This window comes from Lederbergia citri (assembly GCF_018343625.1).
GTDB lineage: Bacteria > Bacillota > Bacilli > Bacillales > Bacillaceae_C > Lederbergia > Lederbergia citri.
In genome coordinates, this window is sequence record NZ_JAGYPG010000004.1 from 104,630 (window position 1) to 123,107 (window position 18,478).

At 37.6% G+C, this 18,478-nt stretch carries 19 protein-coding genes; 15 read left to right on the forward strand and 4 right to left on the reverse strand.

Translation table 11 applies throughout. The annotated features are described in order from the left end of the window. Window positions 1-14 precede the first annotated feature (14 nt). From iolC to KHA97_RS20100, 6 genes are all read left to right on the forward strand, one after another. Window positions 15-1,013, forward strand: coding sequence for a 5-dehydro-2-deoxygluconokinase (gene iolC / locus KHA97_RS20075; RefSeq protein WP_213126578.1), 999 nt, complete (start codon window positions 15-17; stop codon window positions 1,011-1,013). Between the two features lie 21 nt (window positions 1,014-1,034). After that, on the forward strand, window positions 1,035-2,474 hold the full coding sequence (locus tag KHA97_RS20080; RefSeq protein WP_213126579.1) for a CoA-acylating methylmalonate-semialdehyde dehydrogenase: 1,440 nt from the start codon (window positions 1,035-1,037) through the stop codon (window positions 2,472-2,474). Window positions 2,475-3,025: 551 nt separating this feature from the next. After that, a complete protein-coding gene (iolD, locus tag KHA97_RS20085; protein WP_213126580.1) occupies window positions 3,026-4,960 on the forward strand; it encodes a 3D-(3,5/4)-trihydroxycyclohexane-1,2-dione acylhydrolase (decyclizing) in 1,935 nt (644 codons plus the stop codon). 12 nt (window positions 4,961-4,972) lie between these two features. Beyond that, the gene (gene iolE / locus KHA97_RS20090) at window positions 4,973-5,869 is read left to right on the forward strand and encodes a myo-inosose-2 dehydratase (RefSeq protein ID WP_213126581.1); all 897 of its coding nucleotides are present in this window, start codon (window positions 4,973-4,975) and stop codon (window positions 5,867-5,869) included. A 71-nt stretch (window positions 5,870-5,940) separates the two neighbouring features. Further along, window positions 5,941-6,945 (forward strand): LacI family DNA-binding transcriptional regulator, encoded by a 1,005-nt coding sequence (locus KHA97_RS20095; RefSeq protein ID WP_213126582.1) that lies wholly within the window; start codon window positions 5,941-5,943, stop codon window positions 6,943-6,945. Between the two features lie 2 nt (window positions 6,946-6,947). Continuing rightward, the gene (locus KHA97_RS20100) at window positions 6,948-7,712 is read left to right on the forward strand and encodes a metallophosphoesterase family protein (RefSeq protein WP_213126583.1); all 765 of its coding nucleotides are present in this window, start codon (window positions 6,948-6,950) and stop codon (window positions 7,710-7,712) included. An 80-nt stretch (window positions 7,713-7,792) separates the two neighbouring features. On the opposite strand, the gene KHA97_RS20105 is transcribed toward KHA97_RS20100, so the two are convergent. After that, window positions 7,793-8,050, reverse strand: coding sequence for a DUF3949 domain-containing protein (locus KHA97_RS20105; protein WP_325167518.1), 258 nt, complete (start codon window positions 8,048-8,050; stop codon window positions 7,793-7,795). Window positions 8,051-8,249: 199 nt separating this feature from the next. Between KHA97_RS20105 and KHA97_RS20110 the strand changes: the two genes are divergently transcribed. From KHA97_RS20110 to KHA97_RS20145, 8 genes are all read left to right on the forward strand, one after another. Further along, on the forward strand, window positions 8,250-8,591 hold the full coding sequence (locus KHA97_RS20110; RefSeq protein WP_213126584.1) for a hypothetical protein: 342 nt from the start codon (window positions 8,250-8,252) through the stop codon (window positions 8,589-8,591). Next, window positions 8,588-8,908, forward strand: a complete 321-nt coding sequence (locus KHA97_RS20115; protein WP_213126585.1) for a hypothetical protein — start codon at window positions 8,588-8,590, stop codon at window positions 8,906-8,908. The genes KHA97_RS20110 and KHA97_RS20115 overlap by 4 nt, the downstream gene beginning before the upstream one ends. Window positions 8,909-8,959: 51 nt before the next feature. After that, window positions 8,960-10,006, forward strand: coding sequence for an ADP-ribosylglycohydrolase family protein (locus KHA97_RS20120; RefSeq protein ID WP_213126586.1), 1,047 nt, complete (start codon window positions 8,960-8,962; stop codon window positions 10,004-10,006). Between the two features lie 61 nt (window positions 10,007-10,067). Next, window positions 10,068-10,931, forward strand: coding sequence for a pirin family protein (locus tag KHA97_RS20125; RefSeq protein ID WP_213126587.1), 864 nt, complete (start codon window positions 10,068-10,070; stop codon window positions 10,929-10,931). Window positions 10,932-11,009: 78 nt separating this feature from the next. Next, on the forward strand, window positions 11,010-11,357 hold the full coding sequence (locus KHA97_RS20130; RefSeq protein ID WP_213126588.1) for a PadR family transcriptional regulator: 348 nt from the start codon (window positions 11,010-11,012) through the stop codon (window positions 11,355-11,357). After that, on the forward strand, window positions 11,338-11,976 hold the full coding sequence (locus KHA97_RS20135) for a DUF1700 domain-containing protein (protein WP_213126589.1): 639 nt from the start codon (window positions 11,338-11,340) through the stop codon (window positions 11,974-11,976). Before KHA97_RS20130 ends, KHA97_RS20135 begins: the two co-directional genes overlap by 20 nt. 58 nt (window positions 11,977-12,034) lie before the next feature. Continuing rightward, entirely contained in the window at window positions 12,035-13,489 is a 1,455-nt protein-coding gene (locus KHA97_RS20140) for a DUF4153 domain-containing protein (protein WP_213126590.1), read from the forward strand. Window positions 13,490-13,503: 14 nt separating this feature from the next. Next, window positions 13,504-13,689 (forward strand): hypothetical protein, encoded by a 186-nt coding sequence (locus tag KHA97_RS20145; protein WP_213126591.1) that lies wholly within the window; start codon window positions 13,504-13,506, stop codon window positions 13,687-13,689. A 92-nt stretch (window positions 13,690-13,781) separates the two neighbouring features. On the opposite strand, the gene KHA97_RS20150 is transcribed toward KHA97_RS20145, so the two are convergent. From KHA97_RS20150 to KHA97_RS20160, 3 genes are read right to left on the reverse strand one after another with little or no spacing between them, the layout of a single operon-like run. Next, on the reverse strand, window positions 13,782-15,515 hold the full coding sequence (locus KHA97_RS20150; RefSeq protein WP_213126592.1) for an ABC transporter ATP-binding protein: 1,734 nt from the start codon (window positions 15,513-15,515) through the stop codon (window positions 13,782-13,784). Window positions 15,516-15,526: 11 nt separating this feature from the next. After that, on the reverse strand, window positions 15,527-16,597 hold the full coding sequence (locus tag KHA97_RS20155) for a sensor histidine kinase (RefSeq protein ID WP_213126593.1): 1,071 nt from the start codon (window positions 16,595-16,597) through the stop codon (window positions 15,527-15,529). Further along, window positions 16,594-17,268 carry a response regulator transcription factor gene (locus KHA97_RS20160; RefSeq protein ID WP_213126594.1) on the reverse strand — a complete coding sequence of 225 codons (675 nt, stop codon included), beginning with the start codon at window positions 17,266-17,268 and terminating at the stop codon, window positions 16,594-16,596. The genes KHA97_RS20155 and KHA97_RS20160 overlap by 4 nt, the downstream gene beginning before the upstream one ends. 203 nt (window positions 17,269-17,471) lie before the next feature. Here KHA97_RS20160 and KHA97_RS20165 point away from each other — a divergent pair, with 203 nt between their 5' ends. Next, on the forward strand, window positions 17,472-18,236 hold the full coding sequence (locus tag KHA97_RS20165) for a polysaccharide deacetylase family protein (protein WP_213126595.1): 765 nt from the start codon (window positions 17,472-17,474) through the stop codon (window positions 18,234-18,236). Window positions 18,237-18,478: the final 242 nt, after the last annotated feature.

Below are 18,478 nucleotides of genomic sequence, written 5' to 3' on the forward strand. Positions count from 1 at the left end.
AAGGATGAAAAATAGTGTACAATTTGGATTTTAAACCAGATCGGTCTCTAGATCTAATTGGGATTGGAAGACTTTGTATTGATTTAAATGCAGATCAATTCAACCGTCCAATGGAAGAAACGTCATCTTTTTCAAAATATGTTGGGGGTTCGCCGGCGAATATTACGATTGGAGCCTCCAGGCTAGGCTTAAAAACGGGGTTTATCGGAAAAGTGGCCGACGATCAAATGGGTCGATTCATCGTTCAATATTTAAAAAACAATGATATCGATACTTCCGTTATCTCAGTAGATCAAACTGGGGCCGTAACGGGTCTAGCATTTACAGAGATTAAAAGTCCTGAAGATTGCAGCATTTTAATGTATCGAGATAATGTTGCCGATCTAAAACTAGATACTTCGAATGTCTCTGAAGACTACATTAAACAATCGAAGGCATTGCTCGTCTCCGGTACTGCGCTCGCTGAAAGTCCTTCAAGAGAAGCAGTCTTTCTAGCGTTAGATTATGCACGCAAAAATAAGGTCGTCGTCATTATGGATTTAGATTACCGCCCATATACATGGAAGTCTCCGCAGGAAACAGCAGTCTACTATAATTTGGCCGCAGAAAAATGTGATGTCATTATTGGTACTCGTGAAGAATTTGATATGATGGAGCAATTTGAAAAAGATTTTAACGAAGATGATCAAAAAACAGCACAGAAATGGTTCGATTATCATGCTGAAATTGTTGTTATTAAGCATGGTTCGGAAGGATCAATCGCATATACAAAAAATGGAGATTCTCATAAAGGTGGGACATTCAAGACCAAAGTATTAAAAACGTTCGGGGCCGGGGATGCTTATGCATCAGCTTTTATTTACGGCTTGCTGAACAATTGGGATATTCCGAAAGCGATGGAATTTGGCAGTGCTTCCGCGGCGATTGTCATCTCAAAACATAGCTGCTCAGACGCAATGCCAAAGAAAAATGAAATTGATGAATTTATGGCTGAAGCCGTTGCGATTGATTAATGATACGTGGAGGTTTTGAACATGATTTTACAAAATTATATCGGCGGGGAATGGGTGGACGCGAAAACAACGAAGACCGAAATTGTTTATAACCCAGCAACAGGAGAAGAATTGGCTCATGTTCCCATTTCAACAAAGGAAGATGTAGATGTTGCTGTACAAGCAGCCGCGAATGCGTTCGAGACATGGAAAGAGGTTGCGGTTCCAAGACGCGCCCGAATTCTATTTAAATATCAACAACTTTTAGTGGAGCATTGGGACGAACTAGCAAAGCTCATAACGAAAGAAAACGGCAAGAATTTTACCGAAGCTCATGGGGAAGTATTGCGTGGAATCGAGTGTGTTGAATTTGCCGCTGGTGCACCAACCCTTATGATGGGAAAACAATTGCCATCTATTGCAACGGACCTTGAATCCGGAGTTTACCGCTATCCGCTGGGAGTTGTCGGAGGAATTACCCCTTTTAATTTTCCAATGATGGTTCCGTGCTGGATGTTTCCTATGGCCATTGTTACAGGAAATACGTTTGTTCTTAAACCTTCAGAAAGGACGCCATTACTTGCGAATCGGCTAGCAGAACTTTTTGAAGAAGCCGGATTGCCAAAAGGTGTTTTGAATATTGTTCATGGAGCGCACGATGTCGTCAATGGTTTATTGGATCATAAGGACGTAAAAGCAATTTCATTCGTCGGCTCACAACCAGTTGCAGAATATGTATATAAACGAGGAACACAAAATTTAAAACGAGTTCAAGCATTAGCAGGCGCTAAAAACCATTCAATCGTGTTAAAAGATGCCAACTTGGAAAATGCCGCAACGCAAATTATGAATGCTGCATTCGGCTCTGCCGGTGAGCGTTGCATGGCGGCTTCCGTTGTAGCTGTTGAAGAGACAGTAGCTGATGAGTTTATCGATATTTTACTGCGAAAAACGAATAACATTAAAATGGGCGATGGACTGGAAGAAGGTGTTTTCCTCGGTCCCGTTATTCGCGAGCAGCATAAAGAAAGAACCTTGCAATATATAGAAAAAGGTATTGATGAAGGTGCCCGCATTGTTCGCGATGGACGAAATGATGAAAAAAATAGAGATGGCTATTTCGTGGGTGCGACTATTTTTGACGAAGTAACAAGTGAAATGAAAATTTGGCAAGATGAAATTTTCGCTCCTGTTTTGTCCATCGCAAGAGTTAATGATCTTGAAGAAGCTGTTGACCTTGCCAATCAATCACGCTTTGCTAACGGTGCATGTATCTTTACGAAAGATGGAGGGAATGTCCGTAAGTTCCGTGAAACGATTGATGCAGGCATGCTCGGAGTCAATATTGGAGTACCAGCTCCAATGGCATTTTTCCCATTCTCTGGGTATAAGGACTCTTTCTACGGAGATTTGCATGCAAATGGAACAGATGGTGTTGAATTTTATACGAGAAAGAAAGTTATTACAACACGGTGGGTATAAGGAAGATTTGTTCGAGAATAATGTGTTAATTCCCGACGAAACCGTGGTGGAAGAAGATTTGCTCGAGAATTAGGTGTGAATTCTCGATAAAACCGAGCTGAAAGAAGATTTGCTCGAGAATTAGGTGTTAATTCTCGATGAAAATGTGCTGAAAGAGGATTTGCTCGAGAATTCGATGCTAATTCTCGATGAAACCTTACTGAAAGAAGATTTGTTCGAGAATTAAGTGCTAATTCTCTATGAAAGCGTGCTGGAAAAAGATTTGCTCGAGAATTACATGCTAATTCCCGACGAAACCGCGACAAAGGAGTTTTGGTCGACAATTCCAGGTATATTCATGATGAAACTGGTATGAATGAAGAATTGATCGTGAATTACCCGCTAATTCTCGATTGAAATGGCAAATAAGAAGATTAAGTCCCGAATCCATAGCAAATTCGAGACGAAAATCGGGAAAGAGTGTTTTTCATATAAAATCCACGAACATTCACGATGGAGTCTATTACGTTCAGAATGCACACTCCATTGAAAACCAATAACTAAAAAATGAGGTGAACTTTTTGAAACTGACAACGGCTCAAGCTTTGATTAAATTTTTGAATCAGCAATATATGGAACGAGATGGAAAAGAGCAAAAACTTTTCAAAGGAATTTTTACAATTTTTGGCCATGGAAATGTACTGGGCATGGGGCAGGCGTTGGAAGAGGATAGTGGTGATCTTGAAGTTTATCAAGGTCGGAACGAACAAGGGATGGCTCATGTGGCTACGGCTTTTGCGAAACAAAAGCATCATGGGCAATTAATCGCTTGTACATCATCCGTTGGTCCCGGCTCCGCGAATATGGTGACAGCTGCAGCTACAGCAACCGCAAATAATATTCCTTTACTTTTACTTACAGGCGATACGTTTGCCACTCGACAACCAGATCCAGTCCTCCAACAAATCGAACAAACTTATAATCTAGGGATCTCTACGAATGATGCGTTCAAGGCTGTCAGTAAATATTGGGATCGTATCAATCGCCCGGAGCAATTGATGTCCGCTATGATCAATGCGATGCGGGTGTTGACGAATCAAGGAGATGCTGGTGCTGTTACGATCGCTCTTCCACAAGATGTTCAAGGAGAAGCTTACGATTTTCCAGATTCCTTTTTTAAAAAGCGGGTTTACTCCATTAATCGGTTAAAGCCAACAGATCGGTCCTTAAAAGAAGCGATCGAATTAATCAAAGCTAAGAAAAAGCCTCTTATTGTCTGCGGCGGAGGTGTTCGTTATTCTGAGGCGGCAAGCACTTTACGTAGCTTTGCTGAAACTTTCAATATTCCTTTTGGTGAAACACAGGCGGGAAAAAGTGCGATTGTAAGCACGCACAAGCTTAATTTAGGAGGAATTGGTGTAACGGGAAATTCAGCTGCAAATACAATAGCCAAATCCGCTGATTTAGTCATTGGAATTGGTACAAGATTTACTGATTTTACCACTGCCTCGAAACAACTATTTCAATCAGAAAATGTTGATTTTATCACTATTAATATATCTGAATTCCATGCAGGAAAACTAGATGCCACCCAAGTTGTTGCTGATGCGAAAACAGCTTTGGAGGAAATGACAGAGAAGTTAAAAGAAGCAAGGTACAAAAGCTCATATGACGATGAGATAAAAGCAGCGAAAGAAACTTGGCAAGCTGAATTAAAAAGACTAAGTGAAACAAATTTTAAAGCAGAGGATTTTAAACCTGAAGTGGCAGGCCATATGGACGACACACTTGCTGAATATGAAGAGGTTTTTGGTTCTTCCCTCACACAAACGGCGATTATCGGAGCCATAAATGAAACGATCGATGATGATGCGATTGTTGTCGGTTCCTCAGGAAGTTTACCTGGAGACCTACAAAGAATGTGGGTGAATAAAACGCCAAATACATACCATATGGAATATGGTTATTCATGTATGGGCTATGAAATTTCTGGTGCACTCGGTGCAAAAATGGCGGATCCTGACCAAGAAGTGTATGCATTTGTTGGAGATGGCAGCTATTTAATGCTTCATTCAGAATTAATTACGAGTATTCAAGAAAAAAAGAAAATAAATGTGCTACTTTTTGATAATGGCGGATTCGGCTGTATCAATAATCTGCAAATGGGAAATGGGATGGGCAGCTTTGGTACAGAATTCCGTATGCGTAATCAAGAAACAAACCAATTGAATGGACCAATCATGCATATTGACTATGCTCAAAGTGCTGCGGGTTATGGCGTCAAAACATATACCGCTAGAACAATGGAACAGTTAAGGGCAGCATTGGAAGATGCAAAAAAACAAACTGTTTCCACGTTGATTGATATTAAAGTACTTCCGAAGACAATGACTGACGGATATGGAGCTTGGTGGCATGTCGGCATAGCGGAAGTATCGAAAAAAGAATCCGTTCAAGCAGCATTTTTAGAGAAAGAAAAACAACTTAAAAAAGCGAGACAATATTGAGGGGGAGTCGTTATGTTTGATGTAAGTACAGTAAAACTAGGGATTGCTCCTATCGGTTGGACGAACGATGATTTGCCGGAACTTGGCGGGGAAATTACATTTGAACAATGCATCAGTGAGATGGCGCTCGCTGGATTTTCTGGTTCAGAAGTGGGAAACAAATACCCTAGGGAAATCCCAGTATTGAAAAAGGCTCTCCATTTACGGAATTTAGAAATTGCGAGCGCTTGGTTCAGCGCCTATTTAACGACTAAGCCGTATAAAGAAACGGAAAAAGCCTATATTGCACATCGTGATTTTTTACATGAGATGGGTGCAAAAGTCATCGTTGTTTCTGAACAAGGGCGCAGCATTCAAGGAAATATGAGCACACCATTATTTGCGGAAAAGCCTATTTTTACCGATGAAGAATGCTTGAAACTTGCGGAAGGATTAAATAGATTAGGAGAACTCGCCAAAGAGAAAGATATGAAACTCGTCTACCACCACCATATGGGGACAGGTGTACAAACAACAGAAGAAATTGATCGATTAATGGATATTACGGATTCGAATCTCGTTTTTCTTTTATATGACACTGGCCATCTTTATTTTTCAGGGGAGGACCCACTAGCTATTTTGGAAAAACATTTCTCTAGAATCAAGCATGTTCATTTAAAAGATGTACGCCTCGAGATAGCTAGACAAGTCAAACAAGAACATCTCAGTTTTTTAACAGGAGTAAAAAAAGGGGTATTTACTGTACCAGGTGATGGAGCCATCGACTTTGAACCGATCTTTCAATTGTTAGCTAAGTTAGGGTATAAAGGCTGGATGATAGTCGAAGCAGAGCAAGATCCAGCGCTGGCAAATCCATTTGAATATGCCTTAAAGGCCCGTAATTTCATAAAAGAGACAGCAGGGATTTAACGCCTATAAGGATTTTTTTATAGTAGATTATTTCGAATTAGCAAGAACGTAAGGAAATGAGGCATCTAGGAATGAAGCCAACTATTTATGATGTGGCGAAGGCAGCTGGTGTATCGATTGCCACAGTTTCGAAAGTAATGAATAACACTGGAAATATACGCGATACGACAAGAGAAAAAGTAAAAAAAATAATGGAGAAGCTTAATTATCAACCAAGTTTGATGGCTTCGGCATTGACAGGAAAGGGGACAGAAACACTTGGTCTAGTAGTCCCTGATATCTCCAATCCATTTTTCTCTGAAATGGCAAAAACGATTGAGGATCGCGCCCATGAAAGTGGCATGAGTGTTATCATTTGCAGCACGGATGAAAATACGGAAAAAGAAAAGAAATACATTGAATTATTGCAAAGAAAACAAGTTGATGGAATGATTGTCGCTTCAACCTTCCATGATATGGAGATATTAAAAAGAGTAGTTGACCAAAAAACACCACTTGTCATGTTAACACAAGATGATGCGGGTATTGGTGTGACATCCATTTCGGTGGATGATTTTAAGGGAGGATTAGAAGCGACGTCCCATCTTATTTCCGAGGGGCATCGTGATATCATAATGATTGCCGAATATGCCAAAAGCAGTAAATTTAGGATTTACGGCTATATAGAAGCACACGAGGAGCACGGTCTAGAAGTTAGTGAAGAAAATATTTTTAGGACAGTTGCTTCAATCGAAAATGGAAGGGAAGTCTTCAGGAAAATTGTTCAAAGAGGGATTGTTCCAACTGGCATTTTTGCGTGTAACGATCTTATTGCAGTAGGTGTTATTCAAGAAGCTAAAGAAATGGGATTAAAAATTCCCAATGACTTATCAATCGTAGGATATGATAATACAATTTTAGCTACGACAACGGTCCCAGGTTTAACGACAATCGCGCAACCCATCACTGAAATGGGAAATAGAGTTGTCGATGTCATCATTAGCGAAATCAAAGATAAAAATCAAACAAAAGAACGAATATTATTTGAACCAGAATTGATTATTCGGGGAACGACAGCAGTTAATAAAATGAGGTGAGAATGATGCGTATAGCATTATTAGGTGATTTGCATTATCCTTCTGTTAGCTCTGATAATAGAGAATTAGCAACTGCTGTTGACCATTTTTTTGTAAATTATATACGAGAATATTTATCTATTGAAGCTGATTTCCATGTTTCGATTGGAGATTTGACCCATCTTGGATTAGAAAGTGAATTCCTGAACGTTTATAAGTATATTAAACAATTTAACAGGAACTTTCGTACTGTGCTGGGGAATCATGATGTACTATCGCTTCCAAAAGAAAAAATCATCTCACTCACACGACAACCTACATATGAATCAATTGAAACGGAAGAGTATTTATTTTTATTTTTAGATACAACGAAAGAATTTGAACTTCACGGCTGGGGATTAGATCAGGAGCAATGGCAGTGGCTTGAAAAACAAATGGATCTTGCTCCACAGAAGCCACTTTTAATATTTGCACATCATCCTGTTCCGGAAACAACCGTTTTTTCTCCGAAGGGTGAAATAGAATCTTTCCAGGACATCCGTCCATTTTTGAAAAAAAGAAATGGATTGGTTGTTTATTTTAACGGGCATACCCATACGTATTCTTACGTTCAACAGAATAATATCCATTTTATCCAAGCGGGAGCTGCAATTTGTGAGCCAGGAGTTCTATTAATAGAATTAGATGGAATTAATGTGGAAGTAAGAAAATTTGAAATAGGTAATCAAGAACTTGAGAATAGTAGAAAAATACTTTATGAGATATTGCCGGATTTTCATCGTCCTTAGTTAGGTGCGATAATATATGATTGAACTAGAAAAAAACCCTCTAACAAAGAGTGGTTTAAATATGAATTGGAGTATCGTTATTACTTTGTTACCTTATTGCGGCGATGGAGAATTTTATAAATGAGCATCGCCGCCGCATTAGCGGGTATATTTAATAAATTTCCCTGCATATTGAATCTTAATTGCTGCTCTTCAAACCCCATTGACTCGTTCCATTCATTATGATGCTTTCCGGTTTCAAGTAAAAATTTCTTTTCTTCAACTAAACTTCGATAACGAACAATTGTCATCACGATATAGTACAAAGCAAGCACGCCTAGGATAAGTAGCCATTCCACAATAAATTGCTCCTTTCCATCACTTTCCTTGAAATAATAACGGGGTGTCGAATTCCATTTCAATTCTCTTTATTAAATATTAATACGAAGCATATTAATAAAAGTTTCATTAAATGCTTCTGTTTTCAGTAAAAAAAGGTATTTCCATAATACGATTCGTATTTATATATAGAAGGAGAAGTAAATGGGGGTGCTTTGCATGATAAGAAGTAAAAAAATGCTCTTACTAGCTCTCATTCTATTCATTGCATCAATTGTATTAAATTTTCCTTTTCCTCATGATCAACCATACGGTGAGGTCATTGCATCAAGGTGGAACATACTGACTACATTTGAAAATGGATGGGATTATATAGGACTGACTACTTTGTTGATATTTATTTCTAGTTTGTTTTTCCTTGCCAATTCGTTAAACAAATATCATGGGCGTTCTATATTGATTGCAATCGTGATCGTTATGTTTGCTCCTTCAATGATTATTAGTACTTTTCAAAAAACATTTGCAACGGGTATTATGCAGTTTCCTATGAAAGAGATTTGAGTCATTGTCGTTTTGCAATGCTTGATGAACGAACATTACATGGAGAATGTGAGCTTCCATTTGAAAATTATAGTAACAAGGATGTCCAATTCACGGTTGAATTCTATAGAAAATACTTTATTGAAGATGATGTCTTAATGGAAACTCTATTAAACGTTCATGCTCCATATGAGGTGAAGTTAAGAGGGAATGAGAGAAAAAATGTGAAAATCGAGTCAGATATCGACGTTTCTAATTTAGAGAACTATGTTGAAAACGGTGGCTCTAATGGTGTGAGTATTAATATTAAGGCAAAAGGAAAAATAAGAAAATTGTAAGAAATATAGAAACACAAAAGGCTTGTTACGAAAACTAAAAAGGATGATATCATGAAACGAAATCAAGATTCTTTTAGAGGATGTCTTTTAGGTGGAGCAATTGGAGATGCTTTAGGTTGGCCGGTTGAATTTATGAGTTTGGATGAAATCCATCACCGCTATGGTCTTGAAGGGATTCAAGATTTACAAATTTCTTCATCCGGAAAAGCGGAGATAACGGATGATACGCAAATGACACTTTTTACGGTGGAAGGTATGCTAAGAGCAGAAACGAGAGGTGTACTAAAAGGAATCTGTCATCCACCGTCGGTAGTATTTCATGCTTATCAGAGATGGCTGCTCACTCAAGGCTATCCGAGAGTAATAGAATACGAATGGATCTATGATGGCTGGCTTCTTAAGGTTAAAGAACTTTTTGAACAGCGAGCTCCGGGAAATACGTGTCTATCAGCACTAAATAGTAGAATACAAGGATCTATAGAGGAGCCGATTAACGATAGTAAAGGTTGCGGTGGTATAATGCGGGTTGCACCTGCTGGATTGTTTTATAGGAAAGAAAAATCTTTTGACATGGCGGCGAAATTCGCTGCGCTTACTCACGGACATCCATCGGGCTATCTTTCGGCCGGAGCGTTAGCTTATTTAATTGCGTCTATTATAGAGGGACAAGATTTAGAGACAGCCGTTAAAAACACTATGTTTGAACTTGAAAATTACGATTATCACAATGAGTGCAGTCAAATTTTAAAGAAAGCATTAGAGCTTTCAATAAGAAATTTGGCGGATATAGATGCTATTACAGAACTCGGAGAAGGATGGGTCGGTGAAGAGGCGCTTGCCATTTCTGTTTATTGTGCGCTGAAGTACCAGGATGATTTTAAAAAAGCATTAATTGTCGCGGTAAATCATAATGGTGATAGCGATAGTACGGGAGCTATTACTGGCAATATTCTTGGAGCCTTTTTAGGTTTTGGTAAAATACCAGAGGAATGGATAAATCTTGTAGAATTAAAAGATTTGCTTATTCAAGTCGCGGATGATTTGTTGGTCGAGTACAATCGTGATAATGTTAATTTGGAGTGGTATCCGGGGCATTAAAATCGGAAATATCAATATGTACCTCTTCATAACAGCATAGTGAAAGGAACTGGAATGAGTTATGCAAAACGAAATAAATTTTCAACGTGATGTAAAAGACCATTGGTACGTGAAATACAATGAAAATGGTTATCCTCACGTTCAACAAGGCTGGGTGCTTCCGCCAGAACGTAAGGAAGATTTTGATCCATTTATTTTAATGGCGGATGATTGGTTTAAGCGTGGTACTTTTTCTGACCACCCGCATCGCGGCTTTCAAACGATTACTTATGTGATTGATGGTAGACTCGAGCATATCGACAACCATGGTGGCCATTCAATTTTAGAAGCGGGAGATGTCCAATATATGAATGCTGGATGGGCAGCGAGACATGCAGAAGAAGCAGTCGATGACGACCTAATTCATACACTTCAGCTGTGGTTAAATCTCCCTAAGCATTTAAAAAATACGAAAACAAGCTACCAGAATATTTATGTGGAGGATGTTCCCGTTATCCCTTTTGATAATGGAAGCCTAAAGGTTTACTCGGGAAAAATTGCTGGTGTTACTGGGCCGATGAATAGTCTTGTACCTATTACGATGACGGAAATATCTTTCAATGAGGCAGGAGTCTATACACATATCCTTCCCGAAAATCATAATGCTTTTCTAATTGTCCGCTCAGGTGAAGTGGAAATTGGTACATCAAAAATTAAACTAAGAAAAACGGGTGTCGCAACTCTTACGTATAAAGAAGAAGGATCAGATCAGGATAGTGAATTAGTCATCAAGGCTAATAATCGTGCAAAATTACTTGTTTATTCTGGAGTTCCATTAAAAGAAGAGGTCGTAGCTTACGGTCCTTTTGTAATGAATACGATGGAAGAAATTAAGCAGGCTTTTCGAGATTTCCATGATGGCAAATTTGGCCCTCCGGCAAAATAATTTTACAAAAATTCTTTACAATCCATATTAATTAATATAGAATTTCTATATACCTAATAAAACTAGGTAGGTGAAAATATGTTTAATCGGGAATTGGTAAAAGGGAGTACTGCTCTTTTACTGCTTCAACTACTAGACGAGCGTGATATGTATGGATATGAGCTTGTAAAAGAGCTGGAAAAGCGGAGCAGCAACGGAATTTCTTTTAAAGAAGGTACGCTGTATCCAGCACTTCATAAGCTCGAAAAGCAAGGATACATCGAATGCTATTGGCAAGAGCAGGACAAGGGACCAGCAAGGAAGTATTATCATTTAACTGAAGAAGGAAAAGAAATGCTTCTTGAAAAAACCAATGAATGGCACGACTTTGTTTCAGTCATGAACAAGGTAGTAGGGAGAAAAGATCGTGGAACGGTTGAAGAGTGACTTTTTAGCGGAACTTTCGGAAAGTCTTGCTAATCATCAGGAAAAAGACTCAATCTTAAGAGAATACGATGATCATCTAAATGAGTTCCTTAATAGTCTCTCCAATCCAGTTGATGAGCATGAAGTTCAGAACCTACTCTATACAACCCTAGGGACACCTAAAGAAATTGCAGCTATGTGGAAAGAAGAGCTTTCTGTTACACCGAGCAATATGAAATGGCTGTTTATTGCAGTGAATATATTGTTTTTTGGTGGTGGGGCCGTCCTTACCCTTGCCCATAATTTATTTGAGTGGAATTGGTTAACCAGCATATGGAATCGCTTGACGACTTTTCCAATTATCATTGCATTCATATACTTATTTTTTTGGGCACTTTTAGGCTATGAAATTGGCAGAGGATTTGGTCATAATGGAAAGAAACTGCTAAAAAGGACTTTCTTTTTAGCGTTGATTCCGAATATCACTTTGATGATTTTGACCGTTTTTCAAATTATTCCTCATAAATGGTTTTACCCATTACTGACGGAATCATTTATTGGACTTTGTATTATGTTCACGTTTCTTTTATATCCGGTTTGCTTAATCAGTTATAAATGGGGAAAAAAAGCTTCAATTTAAGCTTTTTTTTAGCTGTATACATAGAATATCTATATACATAGAAAAAGGAGGTAATATAATGGAGATAAAAATCGAAAAGATAGACTGGTTGTTTTTCATTATGTGCTTTTTAGTAGGAGTTATTGCGGAAGAAGCGTTTTTCCGATATCAGATTGGTATTTCCTATATCGTGTTCATCGTAGTATTTTACATCATATTTTACTACAGGTTTCGAACGTATTCATTTACGCATCAACGAATTGGATATTTGATATTGATCTCCATATGGTTATTGGCAATAGGTTATTACCTGTATGACACAACCCTTTTTTATATGTTAAATATCGTTATCATCCCGGCTCTTGTCATTATTCATCTTTCCTTAATTACTTCTCGGGAAAAAACAGAATGGAGCAATGTTCGCTTTATATTTTATTCGGTCCGTCGCGTGTTTGATGGATTAAAGTATAGTGCCATTTTTACAAAATACCTTTCTGGAAAGTTTAAAAAAAGTGTTAACAAAAAGCATTATGATGTTTGGGTGAAAGTTCTAATTGGACTTATCATATCTGTTCCGTTATTGTTTATCATTCTTAATCTTTTAATTTCAGCCGACACTCAATTTGAAAAGCTCATTTCCAACATACCAAGCTTGTTTACATTTAATGGGGAGTATGTCTTTCGTATAATCATTATTCTCATTTGTACGTTCGGATTCTTCGGCTTTATGGAAAATCTTTGGCAAAAAAATACGAATATTGAGCGTAAGGAAATTAAGCCGATTTCGATGGACGGAATTATCACGATTACGATATTACTTCTCCTTGATGTAGTCTATATATTATTTGTTGCTATTCAATTTAAGTATTTTTTCAGCGGTACACTTGATGAAGGATATACTTATGCGGAATATGCGAGACGTGGTTTCTTTGAATTGCTGTTTGTCACATTGATTAACCTGACTGTAACTACCGGGGTTATCCAATTTATGAACAAAATTCGAGGATTTTTAAAAGGTGCGATTCGTATAGCTTTAACAATTCTAGTTTTATCGAGTGGAGTACTTCTTGTTTCAGCATTCATGCGTTTGACAATGTATGAGGATGCGTATGGCTTCACGTTTACGCGAGTGCTTGCGCATTCGTTTATGATTTTCCTTATGGTGATCCTAGCCTACACATTAATAAAAATCTGGCTTGAAAAACTATCATTATTTCACTTTTACTTCATTGCTTCTCTCATTTATTATGTTGGACTCAATGTTGTTAACATTGACAAGTTTGTTGTTGAACGCAATATTGAACGCTATGACCAAACAGGAAAAATTGACACTCTTTATTTAAGTAGCTTTTCTTCGGCTGGTCGTTTAGGGTTGATTGAAATTTATATAAAGAATCCTAATGAACCTGATTTGGAGCACTTGTTAAAGCTGCTGAAGACGGAATTAAGGCCAACAGACTCTTGGCAGTCGCAAAATTATACACGAAACAAAGCATATGAAAAGCTGATGGAGTTGGATTTCAGTTCAAAATAAAAGGAGGAAGGGAAATGTCTAAATTAGGATCTAGTGCAAGACCAGCTGTCTTATGTGTCAATTCAGAGGAAAAAGCAAATGAACTTAATGCTGTTTGCGAAGAAATGGGTTGGAAGGTGGTTATTAACATTGATCCAGTAAAGCCCGAAGACATTTCAGATTATCAAAGATTGATGGGGAAAAAGTTAAAAACAAGATAGTCATAGAGCAAATAACAGCGGTTTTATATATTGAAAATAATGGAAGGAAGAAGTCCATGTTAGGATTTCTTCCTTTTTACTAATCTATTTTCCTATGCCAATTGCTGTTCTGCAAATTCCCTATATAACGCATGAGTTTCTATTAATTCTTGATGTGTCCCGCTTCCGGTTACTTCCCCTTTTTCTATGAATATGATTTTATCTGCATCGACAATTGTGGATAGCCTATGGGCGATGACGAATGTAGTACGTCCCTCCATAAGACGAGTCAATGCTTTCTGGACGATTCCTTCTGATTGGCTGTCTAAACTAGCGGTTGCTTCATCCATCATTAGAATTTTTGGATCTCGTAAGAAGGCTCGTGCAATAGCAATCCGTTGTCTTTGACCTCCAGATAATTTAACCCCACGTTCGCCAACTTCTGTATCCAAACCATTAGAGAATTCCCTAATAAATTCATCTGCGTAAGCCATTTTCGCAACTTCCCAAAGTCGTTCATCAGATATTTCTTGCCAATTCTCTAAGCCGTAACATAGATTTTCACGTATTGTTCCGGCCATCATTGCACTTTCCTGGGAAACATAACCGATTTGACTGCGCCATGATACGATAGACAAATCTTTAATGGAAGTGTCACCAATTCGAATGTCCCCTGAAGTTGGCTCGTAAAATCGTTCCAATAAGCCGAACATCGTTGTCTTACCACCACCGCTCGGTCCGGCAAAAGCAATCATTTCACCAGACTGGGCTTCAAATGAAATATTTCGTAAAACTGGCTCATCTTCACTATAAGCGAATGAAACATTATCAACATGGACGGGTTTATTCGTTATATCAATGTCTAATCCGTCTTGACCTTCTTCTAATTGTAATTCCAAAATATTAATAATTCTTTCCGTTGCCCCCTTTGCCTTTTGTAATTGGGTGAAAAACATTGCGAAGGTGGTGACGGGCATAATGATTTGGAAAAGATAGAGCAGAAAAGCAATCAGCGAACCAGTGGACATTGTTCCACTCGCTACACGCATCCCACCGTATCCAATGATTATCACTATGACGAGCATAATGACAAACTGCATGATGGGTGCTATTAAAGCAAAGACACGCGCTTCTTTTAAACCAAAACTAAGTAATTTTTGAATGCCAGACAGCCCTTGTTTCTCTTCATATTGTTCAGCAGTCGATGCTTTCATTAATCGAATTTCACTAAGTGTTTGCTGAATATGACCAGTAAATATAGCTGTTTCATCTTGTAGACCCCGAGATATTTTTGCCATTTGTCGACCAAGTGGAAACATCACCAAAATTGTAATCGGAACGGCAATCAACATCATAAGTGTCATTTTCCAATCCATAATCAATAAGATGGAAACTGCACCGATGATGGAAATAATTCCTGTAATAAATTGCGGGAAATGCTGCGAAATTAATTCTCTTACAATACTTGTATCATTTATAACTCTGCTAACCGTCTCTCCACTTGATGTTTTATCGAAATAGCTAACTGGCAAGCGTACGAGCTTTAGCCACATGCGATCTCGAAGCCTGGCGACGATTTTTTGACCAACTGAAGTTAGTAAGTAAAGAGATAATCCACTAATAATCGCTTGAGCGATGAATGCGACACCAATCGCAATGATCAGAGGGACGCTCAACATAGACAATGAAAAGCCATCCACTAAATTTTTTGTAAGGATGGGAACGACCAGACCTGCCAGTGTTGTAATCAAACTGGCAATCAATCCGAATGTTAGTGCTAACTTCGGAATGTTCGTTGATAAAATAAGGGAGATAAAAGGCTTAAGACTATTTTGTTTATTTTTCATGTAGGTGACTCCTATTCTTTTTCGTGATGAGCAGGGAAAGTAACGATGAAAGTCGATCCTTCGTTCTGTTTACTTGTCACACTTACTGTCCCGCCATGCATATCAATGATTTTTTTGACAATGGAGAGGCCCAGTCCGCTTCCACTTATATTTCGATTTCGTGATTTATCGGCTTTATAAAAACGTTCAAACAGATGGAGTTGATCCTTTTCAGCAATACCTATTCCAGTATCAGTGATCGTAACGGCTACATCTCCATTTAGGTTAGAGATTTTTATGCTAATGGTTCCACCATCTGGTGTAAATTTAATCGCGTTATTAAGCAAGTTCATCCAAACCTGATCTAGTAAATCCTGGTCAGCAATAATATTCATTTTATCTAAGGAAAGATCGAATTCGATTTCCTTTGCCGACCATTGTGGTTCACATGCCAGAACAATATGCTGCAGTTGTTTGTCTAAACGATATTCTTTTAATTCAAAAGGATATTGGGAAGATTCTAAAGATGTCAGTTTAAGTAAATTATCGCTTAGTTTGGATAATCGCTGACTTTCTGTCTCGATAATTGTAAGATAGTGTAATCTTTCATTATGTTTAAGTTGTTCATTTTGTAAAGCTCGGGCAAAACCGCTAATAGAAGTAAGGGGAGACTGAATTTCATGTGAAACGTTTGATACAAACTCTTGGCGCATTTGTTCCAATTGACCTAATTCCCGTGACATATAATTGATATTGTCGACGATTTGAGAAAATGGATCATCCCGAAATTCATGTCCTGAAATTTTGCTTAATCTAACATTATAATCCCCTCTAGCAATCTGCCTCATCGCATTAATAATGGACTGAATAAATTCTATATGTCTTTGCCTTTGGCGAGAAAAAATACGAGAGATAAGAAACATGCAGCAGCCGAAAATAAAAAATCCTAACAATGAATTAATAAGTTGAATGAGAAAACTGTTTAGTTTTATATTTATATAACTAGAGAAGGAATCAGTTAAAAAATAGGCTGCAGACCAACAGATTAATAACAACAGGATGATGGATAAAAAACCAAAAAACATTTTGATGCGAAATTTCATGATTTTATCTCCAATCGATACCCTAATCCACGAATCGTCTTTATTTGAAAATCATATTGATTGTCTGGAAATCGTCCGCGGATTCGTTTTATATGAACGTCTACTGTACGGTCATCCCCTTCATAATCATAGCCCCATATTTTTTCGATTAATTGTTCGCGTGTGAAAGTTTTTCCAGGATAACTCGCTAATAAATAGAGCAGTTCAAATTCCTTTCTCGGCAGATCAAATAGGTTGCCATCGGATACCGCTTCATACGTTTTACGATTTAAAAGCAGATTGCCAATTTGTACACGTTGAGAAATGGAAACCTGATAACGTTTCAAGAGTGCTTTTACACGAGCGACAAGTTCAAGTGGTTCAAAAGGTTTTACTAAATAATCGTCTGTGCCCATTTCAAATCCCTTTAACTTTTGTGAGGTCTCTCTTTTTGCTGTAAGCATAAGCAGAGGAAAATCATAAAAAGTTCTGATTTCACGACATAGCTCCCAACCATCCATGTTCGGCATCATAATATCCAAAATCACCATATCTACCTGCTCTGAGTCAATAATGGAAAGGGCCTCGACACCATCAGAAGCTTCAAAGATAATAAATCCCTCATTCCGCAAGAGAAGACTTACTAATTCCCGAATATATGAGTCATCATCAACAATTAAGATTTTCGGCATATTCATTCAACCCTTTATTTTAAATGGTAAAAAGATGATTAAAAAGATTATGGTGCTCTCATCTAACATAACTAATCTTACAATATCTTTATGAACTCAATGTGAACTTTTCTGTGATAAGTCAATATTAGGAGTTTCATGTATAACTCTATTCATGATTGGAAAAATAAAAGAATTGTTGCCCTAGTTTGGAGGAGATATGTATGCTGCGCAGAAGACAACTAATCACTGTTTTTGTTGCATTTATGTTAATTCTTTCTTGGAGAAATACGGAATATGTAAAAGCTGTAAACCAAGATCCTACAAATGACGGATTTAAAGTGCCAATTCTAATGTATCATTCCATAGACGAATTTAAAGGAAATGGATACAAAGAACTTTTTATAACGCCGGAAAATTTTGAAGAGCAAATGACATACTTAAAAGTAGAAGGATTTACCCCAATCACATTTGATGATATTACAAACCTTGAAAATATAAAGAAACCAATATTAATTACGTTGGACGATGGTTATAAGAATAACATGAATGCCTTCCATATTTTAAAGACGCTTAATGATTCAACTTTTCAGGCGAAGGCAACAATCTTTATGGTAGGAAGGAAAATTGATACGAAAAGTGGACTTTCGAGAAGTCAATTAAGGGAAATGAGCGATTCGGGGATAATTTCTATTCAATCACATACGGAAACACATCCGGATCTAAGGGAAACTCTATACTACCGTACAGAATTAAGGGATATTAAAACAAAATTGGAGGAAATAACCGGGAGAGAGGTTACAGCCCTCGCCTATCCAGCAGGTCAATATAACGACAAAGTAATCGAAGAAACGAAAAAAATTTATCAATATGCTGTTACTACAAAACCAGGGATAGCGAACATTTCGGAGTCCTTGTATGAAATGAAGAGAGTGCGAATTAATAATAGTACAACATTGCTTGAATTTAAAAATTTAGTTAATCCTTAAGATAACGATTCTGGTAAAATTTTCTAATATTCTAATAAGTTTAGTTCTGAGCTGCTCATACGAAGAAGAAGGCGCCTAAGCCACTTCACTATTTTTCAAAGATCTTTTAATCCTAGTAAAACGATACAATTTGCCAAGCCTTTGAAAGTTTGAGAAATGATTTAAAACATTATCCTCTAAAGGAATAACGGAACTGTATCCCTTAAATATGAGATTCGATTTTCTAAATTATACATAGTCAT

Bases quoted from the DNA above. Each gene is read 5' to 3' on its own strand.
- KHA97_RS20130 (WP_213126588.1), top strand. From the start codon at position 11,010: ATGTTTAATCGGGAATTGGTAAAAGGGAGTACTGCTCTTTTACTGCTT.
- KHA97_RS20095 (WP_213126582.1), top strand. From the start codon at position 5,941: ATGAAGCCAACTATTTATGATGTGGCGAAGGCAGCTGGTGTATCGATT.
- KHA97_RS20125 (WP_213126587.1), top strand. From the start codon at position 10,068: ATGCAAAACGAAATAAATTTTCAACGTGATGTAAAAGACCATTGGTAC.
- KHA97_RS20120 (WP_213126586.1), top strand. From the start codon at position 8,960: ATGAAACGAAATCAAGATTCTTTTAGAGGATGTCTTTTAGGTGGAGCA.
- KHA97_RS20160 (WP_213126594.1), bottom strand. From the start codon at position 17,268: ATGCCGAAAATCTTAATTGTTGATGATGACTCATATATTCGGGAATTA.
- iolE (WP_213126581.1), top strand. From the start codon at position 4,973: ATGTTTGATGTAAGTACAGTAAAACTAGGGATTGCTCCTATCGGTTGG.
- KHA97_RS20140 (WP_213126590.1), top strand. From the start codon at position 12,035: ATGGAGATAAAAATCGAAAAGATAGACTGGTTGTTTTTCATTATGTGC.
- KHA97_RS20100 (WP_213126583.1), top strand. From the start codon at position 6,948: ATGATGCGTATAGCATTATTAGGTGATTTGCATTATCCTTCTGTTAGC.
- KHA97_RS20155 (WP_213126593.1), bottom strand. From the start codon at position 16,597: ATGAAATTTCGCATCAAAATGTTTTTTGGTTTTTTATCCATCATCCTG.
- KHA97_RS20165 (WP_213126595.1), top strand. From the start codon at position 17,472: ATGCTGCGCAGAAGACAACTAATCACTGTTTTTGTTGCATTTATGTTA.
- KHA97_RS20110 (WP_213126584.1), top strand. From the start codon at position 8,250: ATGATAAGAAGTAAAAAAATGCTCTTACTAGCTCTCATTCTATTCATT.
- KHA97_RS20145 (WP_213126591.1), top strand. From the start codon at position 13,504: ATGTCTAAATTAGGATCTAGTGCAAGACCAGCTGTCTTATGTGTCAAT.
- KHA97_RS20080 (WP_213126579.1), top strand. From the start codon at position 1,035: ATGATTTTACAAAATTATATCGGCGGGGAATGGGTGGACGCGAAAACA.
- KHA97_RS20150 (WP_213126592.1), bottom strand. From the start codon at position 15,515: ATGAAAAATAAACAAAATAGTCTTAAGCCTTTTATCTCCCTTATTTTA.